20 protein-coding genes are annotated in these 17,847 nt (G+C 60.4%); 14 read left to right on the top strand and 6 right to left on the bottom strand.

What is annotated here, in order from left to right; translation table 11 throughout:
* The first annotated feature begins 50 nt into the window (after window positions 1-50).
* From CKW29_RS21130 to CKW29_RS21090, 9 genes are all read left to right on the top strand, one after another.
* Window positions 51-1,178: a branched-chain amino acid ABC transporter substrate-binding protein gene (locus tag CKW29_RS21130; protein ID WP_095146807.1), complete on the top strand. Its 1,128-nt coding sequence runs from the start codon at window positions 51-53 to the stop codon at window positions 1,176-1,178.
* A 230-nt stretch (window positions 1,179-1,408) separates the two neighbouring features.
* Complete coding sequence (gene livH / locus CKW29_RS21125) at window positions 1,409-2,332, top strand: high-affinity branched-chain amino acid ABC transporter permease LivH (RefSeq protein ID WP_095077387.1); 924 nt, start codon at window positions 1,409-1,411, stop codon at window positions 2,330-2,332.
* A complete protein-coding gene (locus CKW29_RS21120) occupies window positions 2,329-3,585 on the top strand; it encodes a high-affinity branched-chain amino acid ABC transporter permease LivM (RefSeq protein ID WP_095146806.1) in 1,257 nt (418 codons plus the stop codon). Before livH ends, CKW29_RS21120 begins: the two co-directional genes overlap by 4 nt.
* Window positions 3,582-4,349 carry a high-affinity branched-chain amino acid ABC transporter ATP-binding protein LivG gene (gene livG / locus CKW29_RS21115; RefSeq protein ID WP_095146805.1) on the top strand — a complete coding sequence of 256 codons (768 nt, stop codon included), beginning with the start codon at window positions 3,582-3,584 and terminating at the stop codon, window positions 4,347-4,349. Before CKW29_RS21120 ends, livG begins: the two co-directional genes overlap by 4 nt.
* Entirely contained in the window at window positions 4,350-5,051 is a 702-nt protein-coding gene (locus tag CKW29_RS21110) for an ABC transporter ATP-binding protein (protein ID WP_095146804.1), read from the top strand.
* Window positions 5,052-5,188: 137 nt separating this feature from the next.
* Complete coding sequence (locus CKW29_RS21105) at window positions 5,189-5,494, top strand: DUF2282 domain-containing protein (protein WP_095149045.1); 306 nt, start codon at window positions 5,189-5,191, stop codon at window positions 5,492-5,494.
* A gap of 23 nt (window positions 5,495-5,517) precedes the next feature.
* Window positions 5,518-6,411 (top strand): DUF692 domain-containing protein, encoded by an 894-nt coding sequence (locus CKW29_RS21100; protein ID WP_371850801.1) that lies wholly within the window; start codon window positions 5,518-5,520, stop codon window positions 6,409-6,411.
* The gene (locus tag CKW29_RS21095) at window positions 6,408-7,184 is read left to right on the top strand and encodes a DUF2063 domain-containing protein (protein WP_095146802.1); all 777 of its coding nucleotides are present in this window, start codon (window positions 6,408-6,410) and stop codon (window positions 7,182-7,184) included. The genes CKW29_RS21100 and CKW29_RS21095 overlap by 4 nt, the downstream gene beginning before the upstream one ends.
* Window positions 7,181-7,684 (top strand): DoxX family protein, encoded by a 504-nt coding sequence (locus tag CKW29_RS21090; protein ID WP_095149044.1) that lies wholly within the window; start codon window positions 7,181-7,183, stop codon window positions 7,682-7,684. The genes CKW29_RS21095 and CKW29_RS21090 overlap by 4 nt, the downstream gene beginning before the upstream one ends.
* Here CKW29_RS21090 and CKW29_RS21085 read toward each other — a convergent pair.
* Complete coding sequence (locus tag CKW29_RS21085) at window positions 7,675-8,589, bottom strand: LysR family transcriptional regulator (RefSeq protein ID WP_095149043.1); 915 nt, start codon at window positions 8,587-8,589, stop codon at window positions 7,675-7,677. The genes CKW29_RS21090 and CKW29_RS21085 overlap by 10 nt on opposite strands.
* A 105-nt stretch (window positions 8,590-8,694) precedes the next feature.
* Between CKW29_RS21085 and CKW29_RS21080 the strand changes: the two genes are divergently transcribed.
* Window positions 8,695-9,294 carry a short chain dehydrogenase gene (locus tag CKW29_RS21080; RefSeq protein WP_095149042.1) on the top strand — a complete coding sequence of 200 codons (600 nt, stop codon included), beginning with the start codon at window positions 8,695-8,697 and terminating at the stop codon, window positions 9,292-9,294.
* Window positions 9,295-9,306: 12 nt separating this feature from the next.
* Here CKW29_RS21080 and CKW29_RS21075 read toward each other — a convergent pair whose 3' ends face one another.
* Complete coding sequence (locus tag CKW29_RS21075) at window positions 9,307-9,654, bottom strand: hypothetical protein (RefSeq protein ID WP_256584929.1); 348 nt, start codon at window positions 9,652-9,654, stop codon at window positions 9,307-9,309.
* 183 nt (window positions 9,655-9,837) lie between these two features.
* On the opposite strand from CKW29_RS21075, the gene CKW29_RS21070 reads away from it, so the two are divergent.
* Entirely contained in the window at window positions 9,838-10,512 is a 675-nt protein-coding gene (locus CKW29_RS21070; RefSeq protein ID WP_095146797.1) for a COG3650 family protein, read from the top strand.
* A gap of 108 nt (window positions 10,513-10,620) precedes the next feature.
* Window positions 10,621-12,234, top strand: coding sequence for an NAD(P)/FAD-dependent oxidoreductase (locus tag CKW29_RS21065; protein WP_095146796.1), 1,614 nt, complete (start codon window positions 10,621-10,623; stop codon window positions 12,232-12,234).
* A 97-nt stretch (window positions 12,235-12,331) separates the two neighbouring features.
* Here CKW29_RS21065 and CKW29_RS21060 read toward each other — a convergent pair whose 3' ends face one another.
* On the bottom strand, window positions 12,332-13,426 hold the full coding sequence (locus CKW29_RS21060) for a PLP-dependent cysteine synthase family protein (protein WP_095149040.1): 1,095 nt from the start codon (window positions 13,424-13,426) through the stop codon (window positions 12,332-12,334).
* Window positions 13,427-13,699: 273 nt separating this feature from the next.
* On the opposite strand from CKW29_RS21060, the gene nhaA reads away from it, so the two are divergent.
* Window positions 13,700-14,887 carry a Na+/H+ antiporter NhaA gene (nhaA, locus tag CKW29_RS21055; RefSeq protein ID WP_095146794.1) on the top strand — a complete coding sequence of 396 codons (1,188 nt, stop codon included), beginning with the start codon at window positions 13,700-13,702 and terminating at the stop codon, window positions 14,885-14,887.
* An 80-nt stretch (window positions 14,888-14,967) separates the two neighbouring features.
* On the opposite strand, the gene CKW29_RS21050 is transcribed toward nhaA, so the two are convergent.
* Window positions 14,968-15,432, bottom strand: a complete 465-nt coding sequence (locus CKW29_RS21050; RefSeq protein ID WP_095146793.1) for a glycine zipper 2TM domain-containing protein — start codon at window positions 15,430-15,432, stop codon at window positions 14,968-14,970.
* A 169-nt stretch (window positions 15,433-15,601) separates the two neighbouring features.
* Between CKW29_RS21050 and CKW29_RS21045 the strand changes: the two genes are divergently transcribed.
* On the top strand, window positions 15,602-15,838 hold the full coding sequence (locus CKW29_RS21045; RefSeq protein ID WP_095077402.1) for a hypothetical protein: 237 nt from the start codon (window positions 15,602-15,604) through the stop codon (window positions 15,836-15,838).
* A gap of 5 nt (window positions 15,839-15,843) precedes the next feature.
* On the opposite strand, the gene pdxH is transcribed toward CKW29_RS21045, so the two are convergent.
* Both pdxH and CKW29_RS21035 read right to left on the bottom strand, forming a co-directional pair.
* Entirely contained in the window at window positions 15,844-16,491 is a 648-nt protein-coding gene (gene pdxH / locus CKW29_RS21040; RefSeq protein WP_095146792.1) for a pyridoxamine 5'-phosphate oxidase, read from the bottom strand.
* A gap of 40 nt (window positions 16,492-16,531) precedes the next feature.
* Complete coding sequence (locus CKW29_RS21035; protein WP_095146791.1) at window positions 16,532-17,740, bottom strand: OmpA family protein; 1,209 nt, start codon at window positions 17,738-17,740, stop codon at window positions 16,532-16,534.
* Window positions 17,741-17,847 lie beyond the last annotated feature (107 nt).

Below are 17,847 nucleotides of genomic sequence, written 5' to 3'. Positions count from 1 at the left end.
CTGCTACGGCGCCAGGACTATAAAAATTACAACAGCAAGAGTGGAGCACTATGAATAAGGCTACTAAGCAGATTTCCAAACTGTTTGCCGCTATGGTTCTGGCCGGGGTTGCCAGCCATTCGTTCGCAGCTGACACCATCAAGATCGGCATCGCCGGCCCTAAAACCGGCCCTGTAGCCCAATACGGCGACATGCAGTTCAGTGGCGCCAAAATGGCCATCGAGCAAATCAACGCCAAAGGCGGCGTGAACGGCAAGCAACTCGTCGCCGTTGAATACGATGACGCCTGTGATCCGAAACAAGCCGTGGCCGTTGCCAACAAAGTGGTCAACGACGGCATCAAGTTCGTGATCGGTCACCTGTGCTCCAGCTCCACTCAACCGGCTTCGGACATCTACGAAGACGAAGGCGTGATCATGATCACCCCGGCTGCCACCAGCCCGGACATCACCTCCCGTGGTTACAAAATGGTGTTCCGCACCATCGGCCTGGACAGCGCCCAGGGCCCTGCCGCTGGTAACTACATCGCCGATCACGTTAAACCGAAAATCGTTGCCGTCCTGCACGACAAACAGCAGTACGGTGAAGGCATCGCCTCGGCCGTGAAGCAAACCCTCGAGGGCAAGGGCGTCAAGGTTGCCGTGTTCGAAGGGATCAACGCTGGCGACAAAGACTTCTCCTCGATGATCGCCAAGCTCAAGCAAGCCAACGTCGACTTCGTCTACTACGGCGGCTACCACCCGGAGCTGGGCCTGATCCTGCGTCAATCCCAGGAAAAAGGCCTGAAAGCCAAGTTCATGGGTCCGGAAGGCGTGGGTAACGATTCGATCTCGCAGATCGCCAAGGGCGCGTCCGAAGGCCTGCTGGTAACCCTGCCGAAATCCTTCGACCAGGATCCTGCCAACGTTGCCCTGGCTGACGCCTTCAAAGCCAAGAAAGAAGACCCGAGCGGCCCGTTCGTGTTCCCGTCCTACTCGGCGGTTAAAGTCATCGCCGACGGTATCACCGCCGCCAAGAGCGAAGATGCTTCCAAAGTGGCGGAAGCCATCCACGCAGGCACTTTCAAAACCCCGACTGGCGACCTGAGCTTCGACGCCAAGGGCGACCTGAAAGACTTCAAGTTCGTGGTTTACGAGTGGCACTTCGACAAACCTAAAACCGAAGCTTCGCCTCAGTAAGGCTTGCCTGACTGACTGCCAATAAAGCCCACGGCGTGCCGTGGGCTTTGTTTTACGAAGATTTGGGCCGCACTTGCGTGATCCGCGGGTCTGCCCACCTGAAAATCTCAAAACCGTCATCAGCGGTTCGCTGGCAAAACTCACGCTCGAAGTGGATGAAGAACCACGGGGCCTGAGCAGGAAAATGACTCCACCAGTGAAATGCGTATCAGGTTTTTAGGAGCGTTGTAATGCCTGACATCTATCACTTTTTCCAACAGCTGGTTAACGGTCTGACCGTTGGCAGCACGTATGCCCTGATCGCCATCGGCTATACGATGGTTTACGGCATCATTGGAATGATCAACTTCGCCCACGGCGAGGTCTACATGATCGGCTCCTATGTGGCATTCATTGCCATTGCCGGACTGACCATGATGGGACTCGACAGCGTTCCGCTGTTGATGACCGCCGCTTTCATCGCAACCATCGTTGTCACCAGTGCCTACGGCTACAGTATCGAACGGATCGCCTACCGCCCCTTGCGCGGCAGCAACCGTCTGATCCCGTTGATTTCCGCCATCGGCATGTCGATTTTCCTGCAGAACACTGTTCTGTTGGCGCAAGACTCCAAGGACAAATCCATCCCCAACCTGATCCCCGGCAATTTCTCCATCGGGCCAGGTGGCGCACACGAAGTGCTGATTTCCTACATGCAAATCGTGGTGTTCGTGGTGACCCTGATCGCCATGCTCGGCCTGACGATGTTCATCTCCCGTTCTCGCCTGGGCCGCGCCTGCCGTGCCTGCGCCGAGGACATCAAGATGGCCAACCTGCTGGGTATCAACACCAACAACATCATCGCCCTGACCTTCGTCATCGGTGCCGCGCTGGCGGCCATCGCCGCAGTGCTGTTGAGCATGCAATACGGCGTGATCAACCCGAACGCGGGCTTCCTGGTCGGACTCAAGGCCTTCACCGCCGCGGTACTGGGCGGCATCGGCAGTATTCCGGGCGCCATGCTTGGCGGTCTGGTACTGGGGGTGGCGGAAGCCTTTGGTGCCGATATCTTCGGCGATCAATACAAGGACGTCGTGGCGTTCGGACTATTGGTCCTGGTGTTGTTGTTCCGGCCAACCGGCCTGCTGGGCCGTCCGGAGGTTGAGAAAGTATGACTAGGAATCTTAAGCAGGCGCTCTTCAGCGCACTGTTGGTTTGGGCTGTGGCGTATCCGGTACTCGGTCTGAAACTGACCATTGTCGGCATCAACCTCGAAGTGCATGGCACCAGCAACACCACCTTGATCACTATCGCCGTCTGCTCGGTGCTGATGTTCCTGCGGGTGCTGTTCGACCAGAAGATCAGCGCCGCGTGGAAAGCCTCGCCGAGCATGCCGGTCATGCCAGCCAAGGCCAGTAACTTCCTGACCCTGCCAACCACCCAGCGCTGGATCATTATTGCGTTGATCGTTGGTGCACTGGTATGGCCGTTCTTTGGCTCCCGTGGCGCGGTGGATATCGCGACCCTGGTGTTGATCTATGTGATGCTCGGCCTGGGCCTGAACATCGTGGTCGGCCTGGCCGGTCTGCTGGACCTCGGTTACGTCGGTTTCTATGCCGTCGGCGCCTACAGTTATGCGCTGCTGTCGCACTACTTCGGTCTGAGCTTCTGGATCTGTCTGCCGATCGCCGGGATGATGGCGGCCACCTTCGGCTTCCTGCTCGGTTTCCCGGTGCTGCGCTTGCGCGGTGACTACCTGGCAATCGTGACCCTGGGCTTCGGCGAGATCATCCGTCTGTTCCTGCGTAACCTGACGGACATCACCGGCGGTCCGAACGGCATCAGCAACATCGACAAGCCAACGTTCTTCGGCCTGACCTTCGAACGCAAAGCTGCTGAAGGCCTGCAAACCTTCCACGAGTACTTCGGCCTGCAATACAACTCGATCAACAAGGTGATCTTCCTTTACCTGATTGCGTTGTTGCTGTCGCTGTTTGCCCTGTTCGTCATCAACCGCTTGCTGCGCATGCCCCTGGGTCGTGCCTGGGAAGCACTGCGTGAAGACGAGATCGCCTGCCGTGCGCTGGGTCTGAACCCGACCATCATCAAGCTGTCGGCCTTCACCCTGGGTGCCTGCTTCGCCGGTTTTGCCGGCAGCTTCTTCGCCGCGCGCCAAGGGCTGGTGACACCGGAGTCCTTCACCTTCATCGAGTCGGCGACCATCCTCGCCATCGTGGTGCTGGGCGGCATGGGCTCGCAACTGGGCGTCGTGCTTGCCGCCACCGTGATGATCCTGTTGCCGGAAATGATGCGTGAGTTCAGTGAATACCGCATGCTGATGTTCGGTGCATTGATGGTGCTGATGATGATCTGGCGTCCTCAGGGTCTGCTGCCCATGCAACGTCCTCACATGGAGCTGCGCAAATGAGCCGCGAGATCCTGAAAGTCGAAAATCTGAGCATGCGCTTCGGCGGCCTGCTGGCGGTCAACGGCGTGGCCCTGACCGTGAAGGAAAAACAGGTGGTGGCACTGATCGGCCCCAACGGCGCCGGCAAGACCACGGTGTTCAACTGCCTGACCGGTTTCTACAAGCCGAGCGGCGGCAGCATCCTGCTGGACGGCGAGTCGATCGAAGGCCTGCCCGGCCACAAGATCGCCCTCAAGGGCGTGGTGCGTACCTTCCAGAACGTGCGGCTGTTCAAGGACATGACCGCGGTCGAGAACCTCTTGATCGCCCAGCACCGTCACCTGAACACCAACTTCCTGTCCGGCCTGTTCAAGACCCCGTCGTTCCGCAAGAGCGAGCGCGAGGCCATGGAATTCGCCGAGTACTGGCTGGAGAAGGTCAACCTGAAAGAGTTTGCCAACCGTACCGCCGGGACATTGGCCTACGGTCAGCAACGTCGCCTGGAAATCGCTCGCTGCATGATGACCCGTCCGCGGATCCTCATGCTCGACGAACCGGCCGCCGGCCTGAACCCCAAGGAAACCGAAGACCTCAAGGCGCTGATCAGCATGCTGCGTGAAGAGCACAACGTCACCGTGCTGCTGATTGAACATGACATGAAACTGGTCATGAGCATTTCCGACCATATCGTCGTGATCAACCAGGGCACACCGTTGGCCAACGGTACGCCGGATGAGATCCGCGACAATCCTGAAGTGATCAAAGCCTACCTGGGGGAAGCGTAAATGCTGCAGTTCGAAAACGTTTCCACCTTCTATGGCAAGATCCAGGCCCTGCACAGCGTCAACGTGGAAATCCGCCAAGGCGAAATCGTCACGCTGATCGGTGCCAACGGTGCCGGCAAGTCGACCCTGCTGATGACTCTCTGCGGCTCGCCGCAAGCCCACAGCGGCAGCATCCGCTACATGGGCGAGGAACTCGTCGGCCAGAGCTCGGCGCAGATCATGCGCAAGAGCATCGCCGTGGTCCCTGAAGGTCGCCGGGTGTTTTCCCGCCTGACCGTCGAAGAGAACCTGGCCATGGGCGGGTTCTTCACCGACAAAGGCGATTATCAGGAGCAGATGGACAAGGTCCTGGGATTGTTTCCGCGCCTGAAGGAACGCTTCAGCCAGCGGGGCGGCACCATGTCCGGCGGTGAGCAGCAAATGCTCGCCATCGGCCGGGCGCTGATGAGCAAACCCAAGTTGTTGCTACTCGACGAGCCGTCACTGGGCCTGGCACCGATCATCATCCAGCAGATCTTCGACATCATCGAACAGCTGCGCAAGGATGGTGTGACGGTGTTCCTGGTCGAGCAGAACGCCAACCAGGCCCTCAAGATCGCCGACCGCGCCTACGTTCTGGAGAACGGCCGCGTGGTGATGCAAGGTACCGGCGAAGCGCTGCTGACCGATCCGAAGGTCCGCGAAGCGTATCTGGGCGGTTAAACACTGCTGTCATGACAAAAAAACGGCCTTCGGGCCGTTTTTTTTGGCCTGCGCTGTAACGAATCACAGTGAGCTTTCTCTACTGGGATAAGCAAGCACAGACGCTTCCTTGACCCACTCACTGCTGGAGAAACACCATGACCGCTACCACTCGTACCCTGTCTGCCGCCACCCTGGCCCTGGCCCTGGGTTCCGCGCTGAGCCTGGCCACCCTGCCGACCATCGCCCACGCGGCCGACGACATGGAGAAATGCTTTGGCGTTGCCATGAAAGGCAAGAACGATTGCGCCGCAGGTGCAGGCACCACCTGCGCCGGTACCTCGAAGGTCGATCACCAGGCCAACGCCTGGAAGCTGGTGCCAAAAGGCACCTGCGACAAGACCGCCAGCTCCACGTCATCGACCGGCTTTGGTCAATTGGCCGCCTTCAAAGCCAAGTCGTAATCGCCGTCCCTGCCTGAGCCCTGATGATGCCGACCTCACCTGCACACTCCACCCGGCCCGTTGCCCAGGCAGGCGCGAACCTGCTCCCGCCCCGCGCCGGACTGGGACTCAAGAGCGAGCACTTCACCCAAGTGCTCGACTCATCACCGGACATCGGCTTCTTCGAGGTCCACGCTGAAAACTACATGGTCGCCGGCGGCCCCTTTCATCACTACCTGGGCCTGATCCGCGACCAATACCCACTGTCGCTGCACGGCGTCGGCCTGTCGATCGGTGCCGAAGGCCCACTCGACACCCGGCATCTCGAGCGCCTTGCCGGGTTGATCGAGCGCTATCAACCCCATTCCTTTTCCGAACACCTGGCCTGGTCCAGCCATGGCCCGGTGTTTCTCAATGACCTGCTGCCACTGGCCTACGACGAACCAACCCTCAACCGCGTCTGCGAACATATCGATCAGGTGCAAACCCGGCTGAAACGTCCAATGTTGCTGGAGAATCCCGCCACCTACCTGCAATGGCGCCACGCGAGCCTGAGCGAAACCGATTTCATCAACGCCGTTGTACGCCGCACCGGTTGCGGCCTGTTGTTGGACGTAAACAACGTCTACGTGTCCTGCATCAATCACCAGCGCGACCCGCTGGCCTACATCGACGCCCTGCCACTGCACGCGGTGGGAGAGATTCATCTGGCCGGGTTTGCCGAAGACACCGACAACCTGGGGGACCGCCTGCTGATCGACGATCACGGCGCCCCCATCGATAACGCCGTGTGGACCCTGTATCAGCAGGTACTGGAACGCGTCGGCCCGGTGGGCACCCTGATCGAACGCGACCATCAGATCCCGGCGTTGTCTGTCCTGTGCGACGAAGCCCGTCAGGCGGATGAGTTGCTGCGTTGCGCCGGAGCCCGGCCATGAGCGATCAAGCCACCTTCGCCGCCGCGCTGCTGGATCCATCGCTGGCCTGCCCATCCGGATTGTTCAGCAGCAACGGCGCCGCCCCCGACAGTCGCTTCGCGGTCTATCGGAACAACGTACAAAGCTCGCTGATCAATGTTCTCACGGACAGCTTTCCGGTGGTCTTGCAACTGGTCGGTGACGCGTTTTTCCGGGCCATGGCGCGCACCTATGTTCAAGATGCTCCCCCGCGCCATGCCGTGATCAATGATTACGGCCATGACTTTGCCGACTTCATCCAGGGTTTTGCACCTGCGGCCAGCGTGCCGTACCTGGCCGATGTTGCCCGCCTGGAGCGGCTGCGGATCAACGCCTATCACGCGGCCGATGCCGGCTGCATTGACCCGATGCAGCTCGCCGCCGCCCTGAATGAGCCCGAAACCTTGGCGCAGCTGCGGTTTCAGCTGCACCCGTCGCTGTTCACCCTCTGCTCGCCTTATGCACTGGTCAGCGTGTGGAGCGCCCATCAGGACGACCAGCCGCCGCCCTCCCTGACCCCTTACCGAGAGCAGTGCGCCCTAATCCTGCGCAACGGCCTGCACGTCGAGGTGTTCGCCATCGATCAAGGGGCTGCCCGCTTTATCGAGCGCCTGCAAGCCGGTGACTGCCTGGAGCAGGCCGCAATCCACGCGTTGGATGTCACACCGGCATTCGACCTGAGCCAATGCCTGGCGCTACTGATCAGCCGTAACGCCATTACCCATCTGCAACAACACGACAAGGTATCGCCATGAACACCCACCGCGAACACATCAACCCTGTTGCCCGCCTGGTCGAACGCGCCATCGAGTGGCTCAGTAGAATTCCACAGGGACTGATCGCCTTCATCGCGCGGTTCTCCATTGCCGCGGTGTTCTGGAAGTCGGGGCAAACCAAGGTCGAGGGGCTGGCGATCGACCTGATCGACGGCACCTTTGAACTCGGTGCGCCGCACCTCGCCGACTCGACTATTCCATTGTTTCAGAGCGAGTACCACGTCCCCCTGCTATCGCCGGAAATCGCCGCGCACCTGGCGGCCTTTGCCGAGCACCTGTTTCCAGTCCTGATCCTGGTGGGCTTCGCCACGCGTTTTTCCGCACTGGCGTTGCTGGGGATGACCCTGACCATTCAACTGTTCGTTTACCCCGATGCCTACCCGACCCACGGCACCTGGGCGGCGATCCTGCTGTACCTGATGGCCACCGGCCCGGGCAAGCTGTCGATCGACCACTTGATCGCCAGGCATTATCGCTGAAGGCTATCCAACGCTTCGCCGCTGCGCTTGAACCAGCCAATCAGGTAGTCGGCCAACACCTGCGTGCGCCTGGGCAAGCCCCCCTGATACGGGTGCACCAGGTACATCGGCATGCTGCGGGTCTGGTAGTCGCGCAGCAGCCAGCACAAGCGGCCATCCGCCAGTTCCGCCTGTAGCAGATAGGAAGGCAGCCGCGCGATGCCGGCATGGGCCAGTGCGGCTTTCTTCAGCAGGTTGTAGTGATTGCTGGCAAAGGGTCCGCCCACTCGTACTCGCAACAACTCATGTTGTTGGTGGTACAGCCACTCTTCCCGACCGCTGTAATGACTGTTGAGCAGGCACCGATGTTCGGCCAGGTCTGCGGGCGTCCGAGGCTCGCCGAACTGCTCAAGGTAGACTGGACTGGCACAGGTCATTTCGTGCCAGGCCAACAGCGGCCTGGCCACCAGGCGTTCGTCGTTGGCCACCTCTGAGCGGATCGCCAGGTCGAAACCGTCGCGGGACAGGTCGCGGTAGCTGTTGTTGAGTTCAAGCTCGATCTGGACCTGGGGATACTCCCGGGAGAACTCCAGCAGCAGGCCATCGAAAAACGTCTCGCCCAAGGATACCGGCACGGTGATGCGTACCGGACCGGCCATGTCGTCCTTCAGCCTCGCCAAGGCCTGGCGCGCCCGCTCGACCTGGACCATCAGGGCCTGCGCCTGGGGCAACAATGCCGCTCCCGCTGCCGTCAGGCTCAGGCGCCGCGTAGTGCGTTGCAGCAACACCACATTGAATCGGGCTTCCAGCAGACTGATGCGCTTGGACAACTGCCCCTTGCTGCACCCTAGCTGCTGCGCCGCCAAGGTGAAGCTGCCAGCGTCGATCAACACCGCGAAGGCCGCCAGATCATCCATTTCACTCATGGATTGTTTCCTTTTGAAAACCAAAGGTTGCCTATTAGTGCGCTTATCAACAGAAAAAACCACTCTAGACTAAAACCTCGTTTACTTACCCGAGGAAACAGCACGATGAAAATTCTCTTGATTGGCGCCAGCGGTACCGTGGGTTCGGCAGTCGACAAAGAACTGTCACAGCGCCACGAAATCATCCGCATCGGTCGCAACGGCGGCGACTTCCAGGTCGATATCAGTGACAGCGCATCGATCCGTGCCCTGTTTGAAAAAACCGGAAAGTTCGACGCGCTGGTCTGCGCGGCCGGCAGCGTCACCTTCGCCCCGCTGGACGAAATGAGCGAACAAAGCTTTACCCTGGGCCTGCAAAACAAGCTCATGGGCCAGGTCAACCTGCTGTTGATCGGCCGCGAGTACGCCAACGATGGCGCGTCGTTCACCCTCACCAGCGGCATCCTCAGCCATGACCCGATCCGCAGCGGCGCATCGGCCGCCTTGGTCAACGGGGCACTGGACAGTTTCGTACGTGCCGCCGCCATCGAGTTGCCCCGTGGCCTGCGCGTCAACTCGGTCAGCCCTACCGTGCTGGTCGAAGCCATGGGTAGCTACGCCCCGTATTTCCGGGGTTACAAGCCGGTATCGGGGGCCGATGTCGGGCTGGCCTACGCCAAGAGCGTGGAAGGTTTGCAGACCGGCCAGACCTTTCACGTCAACTGAGACCCTCTTGCGTCAGTCCAGAAGCGTGGGTAACAGATCCCTGGCGATGGCGCGCGACATCGCGACCTGGAGCTGCGCACCAAGAACTGATTGCACGGTCGCCGTAGTTATCACCCGGCCATTGATCAGCAGGGTCAATGGCTGGCCTATCGACTCACGAGAGACTTTCTCCATACGCTCCGCCGCTTGGGGAGAGAGTGTGACAGTCAAACTCACCAGGTCGGGGTTGGATCTGTCGATATCCTTTAACAGCAATTCCATCCTGATGAAGTCCCTAGCCGATGAGAGATCAATCTCGATCGCCTGACTGGACGTGGTCACCGCCATCGCCAGCAACAACAACCAAACCTTGTAGCGCATTCCCACCCCAGCAGACATTGAAAAGACTGATCACAGGGTAGCCGACACACCCGGTCTTCCCCATGCACGAACAATGCACAGAATGTTGCAGCAGACCGTCCTCAAACTCGCCCCGAGTCACACCGGCCTTGTGATTGCCGGCGCGGCTGCGTAACGTGGCGGCACTTGCCTGGAGAGCCATCGATGCGCGCTGCCCGTTCCCTGATGTTTGTCGCCCTGCTGCCCTTGTTCGGCGGTTGCCAGTTGCTTCAGAGTTCGCCGCAGGCGCCCTCCACGGCCGGCCTGACCCGCATGCAGGGCGAACTCAGCATGGCCAACGGCAAGCTGGTGTTTGCGCCGTGCCAGGAAAACCGCCAGTACCTCGTCAATGACGCGGGCGCCACCAGCGTCCTGCAGGAAGCGGCAACACTGGCCGGCACCCAGCACAAAGTGTTCGCCGACCTGCGCGGTCGGGTGCCCTCGGCCACTGTCTCCGGCAACCAGGCACAACTCGACGTCCAGCAACTGTATCGCCTGCAGCGTCTGGGTGCGTCCTGTGACAACCCCGACTTCCAGCGCCTGATCCTGCGGGCCAGCGGCAACACCCCCGAATGGAGCGTCAACGTGACGGGCAAGGGCATGGTCATCCAGCGCGCGGGGCAGCCGGCACTGGCCTTGCCCTACCTGGAAGAACAAGTTGGTGACGGCCGCTTCAACCTCAGCAGCGAAGCCAACAACCAACACGTCGAACTCTGGATCGCCCCGCAACGCTGCGTTGACCCGACCCTGCCCAGCGTCCAGTCCATGAGCGCAGAATTGCGGGTCAATGGCCAGGTTCAGCGTGGTTGTGCGTATTTCGGCGGTGCCCGCAGCGACTGATTCGACGAGCTGCTGTTTTAGCCTCACTGGAACCGGCCATTGGGGCTTATAATCGACGGTTTGTGAAACGCCTTGGCGCATTGGTGCGCCCGCGAACCGGATCCTGTCATGTTACGAATCACCGAACTCAAGTTGCCGATCGACCATCCCGAAGAAGACCTGCGCCCTGCCATCGTGCAGCGCCTGGGCATCGCCAGTGATGACCTGCTCGATTTCACCTTGTTCAAGCGCAGCTACGATGCGCGGAAAAAGTCCTCCGAACTGTGCTTCATCTACACCATCGACCTCAACGTGCGCGACGAGGCGAAGGTGCTGCTCAAGTTCGCCGACGACCGTAACGTCAACACCGCGCCGGATGTCAGCTACAAGGTGGTCGGTCAGGCCCCTGAGGACCTGAACGAGCGGCCGGTGGTGGTCGGTTTCGGCCCGTGCGGGATTTTTGCCGGACTGGTGCTGGCACAGATGGGCTTCAAGCCGATCATTCTCGAGCGTGGCACTGAAGTACGCCAGCGCACCAAGGATACCTGGGGCCTGTGGCGCAAAAGCGTGCTCAACCCTGAATCCAACGTGCAGTTCGGTGAAGGCGGCGCGGGGACGTTCTCCGACGGCAAGCTGTACAGCCAGATCAAGGACCCCAAGCACCACGGCCGTAAAGTCCTGCACGAATTCGTCAAGGCCGGCGCGCCGGAAGAAATCCTCTACGTCAGCAAGCCGCACATTGGTACGTTCCGCCTGACCGGTGTGGTCGAAAACATGCGCGAGCAGATTCGTGCACTGGGTGGCGAAGTGCGCTTCCAGCAGAAAGTCACCGACGTCCTGATCGAAGACGGCCAACTGACCGGCATCGAGCTGGCCGGTGGCGAACAGATCCGCTCCCGGCACGTGGTCCTGGCCCTCGGCCACAGCGCCCGCGACACGTTCCGCATGCTCCACGGCCGTGGCGTGTTCATGGAAGCCAAACCGTTTTCGGTGGGTTTCCGTATCGAGCACCCGCAATCGCTGATCGACAGCGCGCGCCTGGGTAAGTACGCCGGCCACCCGAAGCTCGGTGCCGCCGACTACAAACTGGTGCACCACGCCAGGAACGGTCGCTCTGTCTACAGTTTCTGCATGTGCCCGGGTGGTACGGTGGTGGCAGCAACGTCGGAACCGAACCGCGTGGTCACCAACGGCATGAGCCAGTATTCGCGTAACGAACGCAATGCGAACTCCGGGATCGTGGTGGGCATCACCCCGGAAGTCGATTATCCGGGCGGCCCGCTGGCTGGGATCGAATTGCAGGAGCGCCTGGAGTCCCACGCGTTTGTGCTCGGTGGCAGCAACTACGAAGCACCGGCCCAACTGGTCGGCGATTTCATTGCGGGCAAGCCTTCGACGGCACTGGGCAGTGTCGAGCCGTCCTACAAGCCCGGCGTGGCGCTGGGTGATCTGGCACTGGCGTTGCCAGCCTTTGCTATCGAAGCCATTCGTGAAGCCTTGCCAGCGTTCGAGAAGCAGATTCGCGGCTACTCGCTGCACGACGCCGTGCTGACCGGGATCGAAACCCGCACCTCGTCACCGCTACGCATCACCCGCAACGAAACGATGCAGAGCCTGAACGTCAAAGGCCTGTTCCCGGCCGGTGAAGGCGCCGGTTACGCCGGTGGGATTCTGTCGGCAGGCGTGGACGGGATTCGCATCGCCGAAGCGGTGGCGCGGGATATTCTCGGAATCGAAGCCTGACCCTCCCTGTAAGAGCAAGCTTGCTGGCGAAGCCATCACCCGCGTGATCCTTCTTCGCTGGCAAGCCTGCTCCCACAAGGAGTAGGCGGTTGAGCTGTCAGATATTGGCGCGCAGGACTGAAGTCGGTAACGGCTCGCCACGTTCGACACTGGCCGCAACGGCCGCGATCAAACCGCTCAACTCGTACCCCTGCGCTTTCAACCAGTCCTGATCGTAGTAGGTGGTGGCATAGCGTTCACCGCTGTCACACAGAATCGCCACGATCGAACCACTCTCCCCTGCCTCCGTCATCTGCTGCGCTGCCATCAGGGCACCAATCAGGTTGGTCCCGCTGGAGCCGCCCACATGCCGCCCCAGGCGCTGCGCCAGGTAATGCATGGCCGCCAGCGACAAGGCATCCGGCACCTTGACCATCGCATCGATCACCTTCGGCATAAACGAGGCTTCCACCCGTGGCCGGCCAATACCTTCGATGCGCGAACCGCAATCCAGGCGCAAGCTCGCATCGCCGCTCTGGTAGTAATCGAAGAACACTGAGCGCTCGGCATCGGCACACAACACACGGGTGCGGTGCTGGCGATAACGCACATAACGCCCCAGGGTTGCCGTGGTGCCGCCCGTACCGGGACTGGAAATCAGCCAGCTCGGCTCCGGATAACGCTCGAAGCGCATCTGCTGAAAGATCGACTCAGCAATGTTGTTGTTGGCTCGCCAGTCAGTGGCACGCTCGGCATAGGTGAACTGGTCAATGAAGTGCCCGTCATGCTCGCGCGCCAGACGCTCGGACTCGGCGTAGATCTGTGTCGGGTCCTGTACCAGATGGCTTTTGCCGCCATAGAACTCGATCTGTGCAATCTTTTCCGGGGACGTCGTTGCCGGCATCACCGCAATGAACGGCAGGCCCAGCAATCGCGCGAAGTAAGCCTCGGAAATCGCCGTCGAACCACTGGACGCTTCAATCACCGGCGCGCCCGGCTTGAGCCAGCCATTACACAGCGCATACAGAAACAGCGAACGCGCCAGCCGATGCTTGAGGCTGCCCGTGGGGTGGCTGGACTCGTCCTTGAAGTACAACTCGATCCCCGACAGGCCTGGCAGCGGCAAGGGGATCAAATGCGTGTCGGCGCTGCGCTGGAAGTCGGCTTCGATGATCCGGATGGCTTCGCGGGCCCACTGTCGGTTGTCGCTCATGGTCTTTTTCTCGTTGAATCGGTTGGCCGTAGGGAAACCTGGCGGTGACAACAGGCACGGTCTGGCCTCGTCAAAGGGCTCAGCCCACAAGCTTAGGAAAAAACCTACATAACGCACAGGTACAGCTGGGGTTCAATACACCAGGCAACTGCTAGGCTCTGTCGAGGCACTGTTGTAACGGTATATAACAAAAAAGAATATAACTTTTGTTTTAACAACTAACCGTACGGGTTAGGGTGTTCCACCTTTTGAATCTATAGATGGAGAGCGACCTTGCCTCTGCGTAGCACTTTCACGCGTTTCTTTCAGTTGGAAGCTGCCAGCGGTCTGTTATTGATTGCCGCTGCAGTTCTTGCCTTGATCATCAACAACTCACCCCTGTCCTGGCTCTACAACGGCCTGCTGGAGACCCCCGTGGTCGCCCAGATCGGCGCCTTGAAAATCGCCAAGCCCCTGTTGTTATGGATCAACGACGGGCTGATGGCGCTGTTCTTCCTGCTGATCGGCCTTGAGGTCAAGCGCGAAGTCCTTGAAGGGCATTTGTCCAAGCCCTCGCAGATCGTACTGCCGGGAGCCGCCGCCGTTGGTGGCATGCTCGTACCCGCACTGATCTACTGGTTCCTCAACAAGGACAATCCTCCTGCCCTTGATGGCTGGGCGATTCCAACCGCCACCGATATCGCCTTCGCCCTGGGCGTGCTCGCCCTGCTGGGCAAACGTGTACCGGTGTCGCTGAAGCTGTTCCTGATGACCCTGGCCATCATCGATGACCTGGGTGCGATCATCATCATTGCGATCTTCTACTCAGGCGCCCTCTCGACACTGTCGTTGATGCTGGCCGCCGCCTGTATTGCCGCGCTGGTGGCGATGAACCGCCTCGGGGTGGTCAAGCTGGGGCCGTACATGATCATAGGCCTGATCCTGTGGGTCTGCGTGCTCAAGAGCGGTGTCCACGCCACGCTGGCCGGCGTGACCCTGGCATTCTGCATACCGTTGCGCACCAGGAATGCCGAGCCATCACCGCTGTTGGGCCTGGAGCACGCGCTGCACCCATGGGTCGCGTATGGCATCCTGCCGCTATTCGCATTCGCCAACGCCGGCCTGCCGCTGGCGGGCGTCACGGTTGAAAGCTTCACCCACTTCGTGCCAATGGGTATCGCCATCGGCTTGCTGCTGGGCAAGACCGTCGGTGTGTTCGGCCTGACCTGGCTGGCCGTGAAAACCGGCATCGCCGCCCTGCCAGCCGGCGCCAACTGGGGTCAGGTACTGGGCGTCGCGATTCTCTGCGGTATCGGCTTCACCATGAGCCTGTTCGTCGGCTCGCTGGCTTTCGTGCCGGGCAGCAGCGAATACGCTGGCATGGACCGCATGGGCATCCTGACCGGCTCGATCCTCGCCGCACTGATCGGTTACACGGTAACAGCCATGGCCAGTCGCAAGAGCCCGGCGATTTCCTCGTAAGCCGCTAGCGTTGCAAGCAACTGAAAACACAAAACCCCGACCAGTCACCTGATCGGGGTTTTGTTTTGAGCGCCAGGAACTCAGTGCGATACGCGGCTGGTGCCATCGACACTGGCAATACGTACGCGCTCGCCGACACGGAACACTTCGTTCTCCTGAACCTGCTGCACATAGGCACGCATGCTGCCGTCGTCTTCACGCACGGTGATTTCCACACCCTGGGTACGGGTCAGGCCTTCTTCGGTAGCCGAACCGATCAAGCCGCCTGCGACCGCGCCGATGATTCCGGCCACAATGCTGCCATTGCCCTGACCAATGGAACTGGCGCCGACGCCACCAACGGCCGCACCGGCAAGGCTGCCGATTGGGGTCTTGGTGCCTTCGATTTTCACTGGACGCAGGGCTTCGATGGTCCCCATGCGAATTGTCTGCACCCGACGTGCCTCGTCACGGGAATAGGAATCACCCGTCAGGCTGGACTGGCAGCCCGTGAGCAACATCGCCATCGTGGAAAAGGAAGCAACCAACAGAACAGACTTACGCATAGCATCAACTCCAAAGGATCAGTATTCATTAAACTCCGCAGCTTGACGCCTGTCACGACGCCGCCCGGATAAAAGTGGTTTCATTCAGGCCCCGTACAGCCGCACCCGAGAACGCCTCATACAGTAGCGGTCATTTTCAGAACCTGCGCCGCAATACCCAAGGACTTTCATGGACTACTTCATCATTGTCGTCACCACCGTTGCCGGCCTGTACTTCCACGGGTGGCTGTATGTGCGGATCAAACGCTGGATGGACCGCGACCTGGCACTGGCGCTGGCGGGCAACGACGAACAGAAAAAAGTCTTCATGCTGCAACAATTGGACAACGCCCGGCAGCAGAAGATCAAACGCAGGGACCTGCCGAAGTGGCTGGAGGCGGCCGCAGCCACCTACCCAGCCCGGTAGAGGATTCAGGGGGCCAGACGCTCACGGCCCCAGCCGCCGTCTTGCAGTCGGTAGTTCAAACGGTCGTGCAGACGGCTCGGACGGCCTTGCCAGAACTCGATACGCTCAGGCAGCAAACGATAGCCGCCCCAGTGTTCCGGACAATGCGGTTGAGTATCAGTGAAGCGCTGCTCGGTAACCTTGAGCAGCTCTTCCAGTTCGGCGCGATCAGCGATCACCTCGCTCTGAGGAGATGCCCAGGCGCCCAGGCGACTGCCCATTGGCCGCACCTGATAATAGGCATCGGACTCCTGAGGCGTCACCTTCACCACACGCCCTTCAATCCGTACCTGGCGCTCCAGGGTCGGCCAGAAGAAGGTCATGGCGGCAAACGGGTTGACCGCCAGTTGTTGACCCTTGGCACTGTCGTAGTTGGTGAAAAAGGTAAAACCCTGATCATCAAGCCCCTTGAGCAGCAGGATCCGGCAATGCGGGCGACCTTGCGCATCAACAGTGGCCAGGGTCATGGCGTTGGCCTCGACCGGAGGTTGCTCGGTCTTCACCGCCTCGGCAAACCACTGATGAAACAACGCGAAGGGTTCGGTCGGGGCCTGAGCCTCGGTCAAACCATCGCGGGTGTAGTCGCGGCGCATATCCGCCAGAGCCCGGGTCATCGCATTTTCCTTGTGCTTGATCAATCAGTGCCTGGCCTGATTACTGGCCGCTGGCTTTCTTTGCCGTTGCATCAGCCGTCGGCGTCACCGGCTTTTTCGCCGCAGTGGTGGTCTTGGCCGGCTGCTTCTTGGCAGGTGCGGCTTTTTTGGCCGGAGCCTTTTTAGTCGCAGCGGTTTTCTTCACGGGTGCGGCTTTCTTCTCAGTTACCGCTGCGGTCGCAGGCTTCGCGCTCTGTGTCGCAACCATTTCAGCGGCTGGCGGGGTCGGCTGGCTGTACTTGCTCAGCAACGCCAACATGGTGGTGCGTTGGGTCAGCACGATTTCCACGCGACGGTTCAAGGCACGACCCTGAGCACTGTCATTGGCGGCACGCGGCATCAGGTCACCCATGCCACGCAACATCAGGCGATCACGCTTCAAGCCGCCGAGGCTGAAGATCGACGCCACGGAGGTCGCACGATCCTTGCTCAACGCTTGTGCCGACGAGGCTGCGCTTGAGGAGTCGCCATGGCCGAGGACCAGGACGGAGGTCTTGGTATCGCCTTCCACCAGCTTGGCGATCCGGGAGAACGGACCCAGCGTCGATGGCAGCAGCATGGTCGGCCGTTTCGGGTTGAAGGTTTCGTCTACCGGCACGATCACCACCAGCACGTTTTCACGACGCTCTACCTGCAAACGCTTGTCCTGAATGGCACTGCGCAGGCGTGGCTCGTAGTCGTCCAGCCAGGCCTGGGTGATTTTCGGATCAGGCATCGGAACGTCCTTGATGTCTGCCTTGGTCACCGCTTTTGGCTGGTCGTTGAATGGCCACCACCATTTGCTCTCGGAATCGGCCTTGGCCGCCGCTGCGGCGGACGTGCTGGCAGGGATTGGCGCCAGTACCTTGATTTCCGAGGCGGGTGCCTTGTCGGCGGACGCCGAGGAGGCGAACGGCCACCAGCTGCTGCCAGTGTCCTGGGCCTTGGCGACCGGCGTCGGGGTTGGCGCAGGAGCCGCCGCGGGCGCTGCAGCGCTTACACCAGGCTTGGCCTTGCTGGCAGTACTGGCTGCAGTGCTGGCAGGAGCCGGCGCACTGGCTGCCTTGGGATCCGCTTTGACGTCCTGCTTGGCAGTGCCTTTGTCCGCGACCTTGTCGGGACCGGAACCCAATGACCACCAGTGGCCACCGTCTGCGTCATTTTGTGGGGTCTGTGCGCAACCAGTGATGCTGAGACACAGTGCCAAGGCTAGAGATTTGTTCGGTGACATGGGATATCCACAAAATGAGATAAATAGCTGTGGGTCGCTGTGACCCGTATACAACAGACGCTTTGTAACACGGAAAGTTACCAAGCATTTTTTATCGAAAAAGCGCC

The organism is Pseudomonas sp. Irchel s3a18 (genome assembly GCF_900187535.1).
Taxonomy (GTDB): Bacteria; Pseudomonadota; Gammaproteobacteria; order Pseudomonadales; family Pseudomonadaceae; genus Aquipseudomonas.
This window is presented reverse-complemented; position numbering and strand designations above follow the sequence as displayed.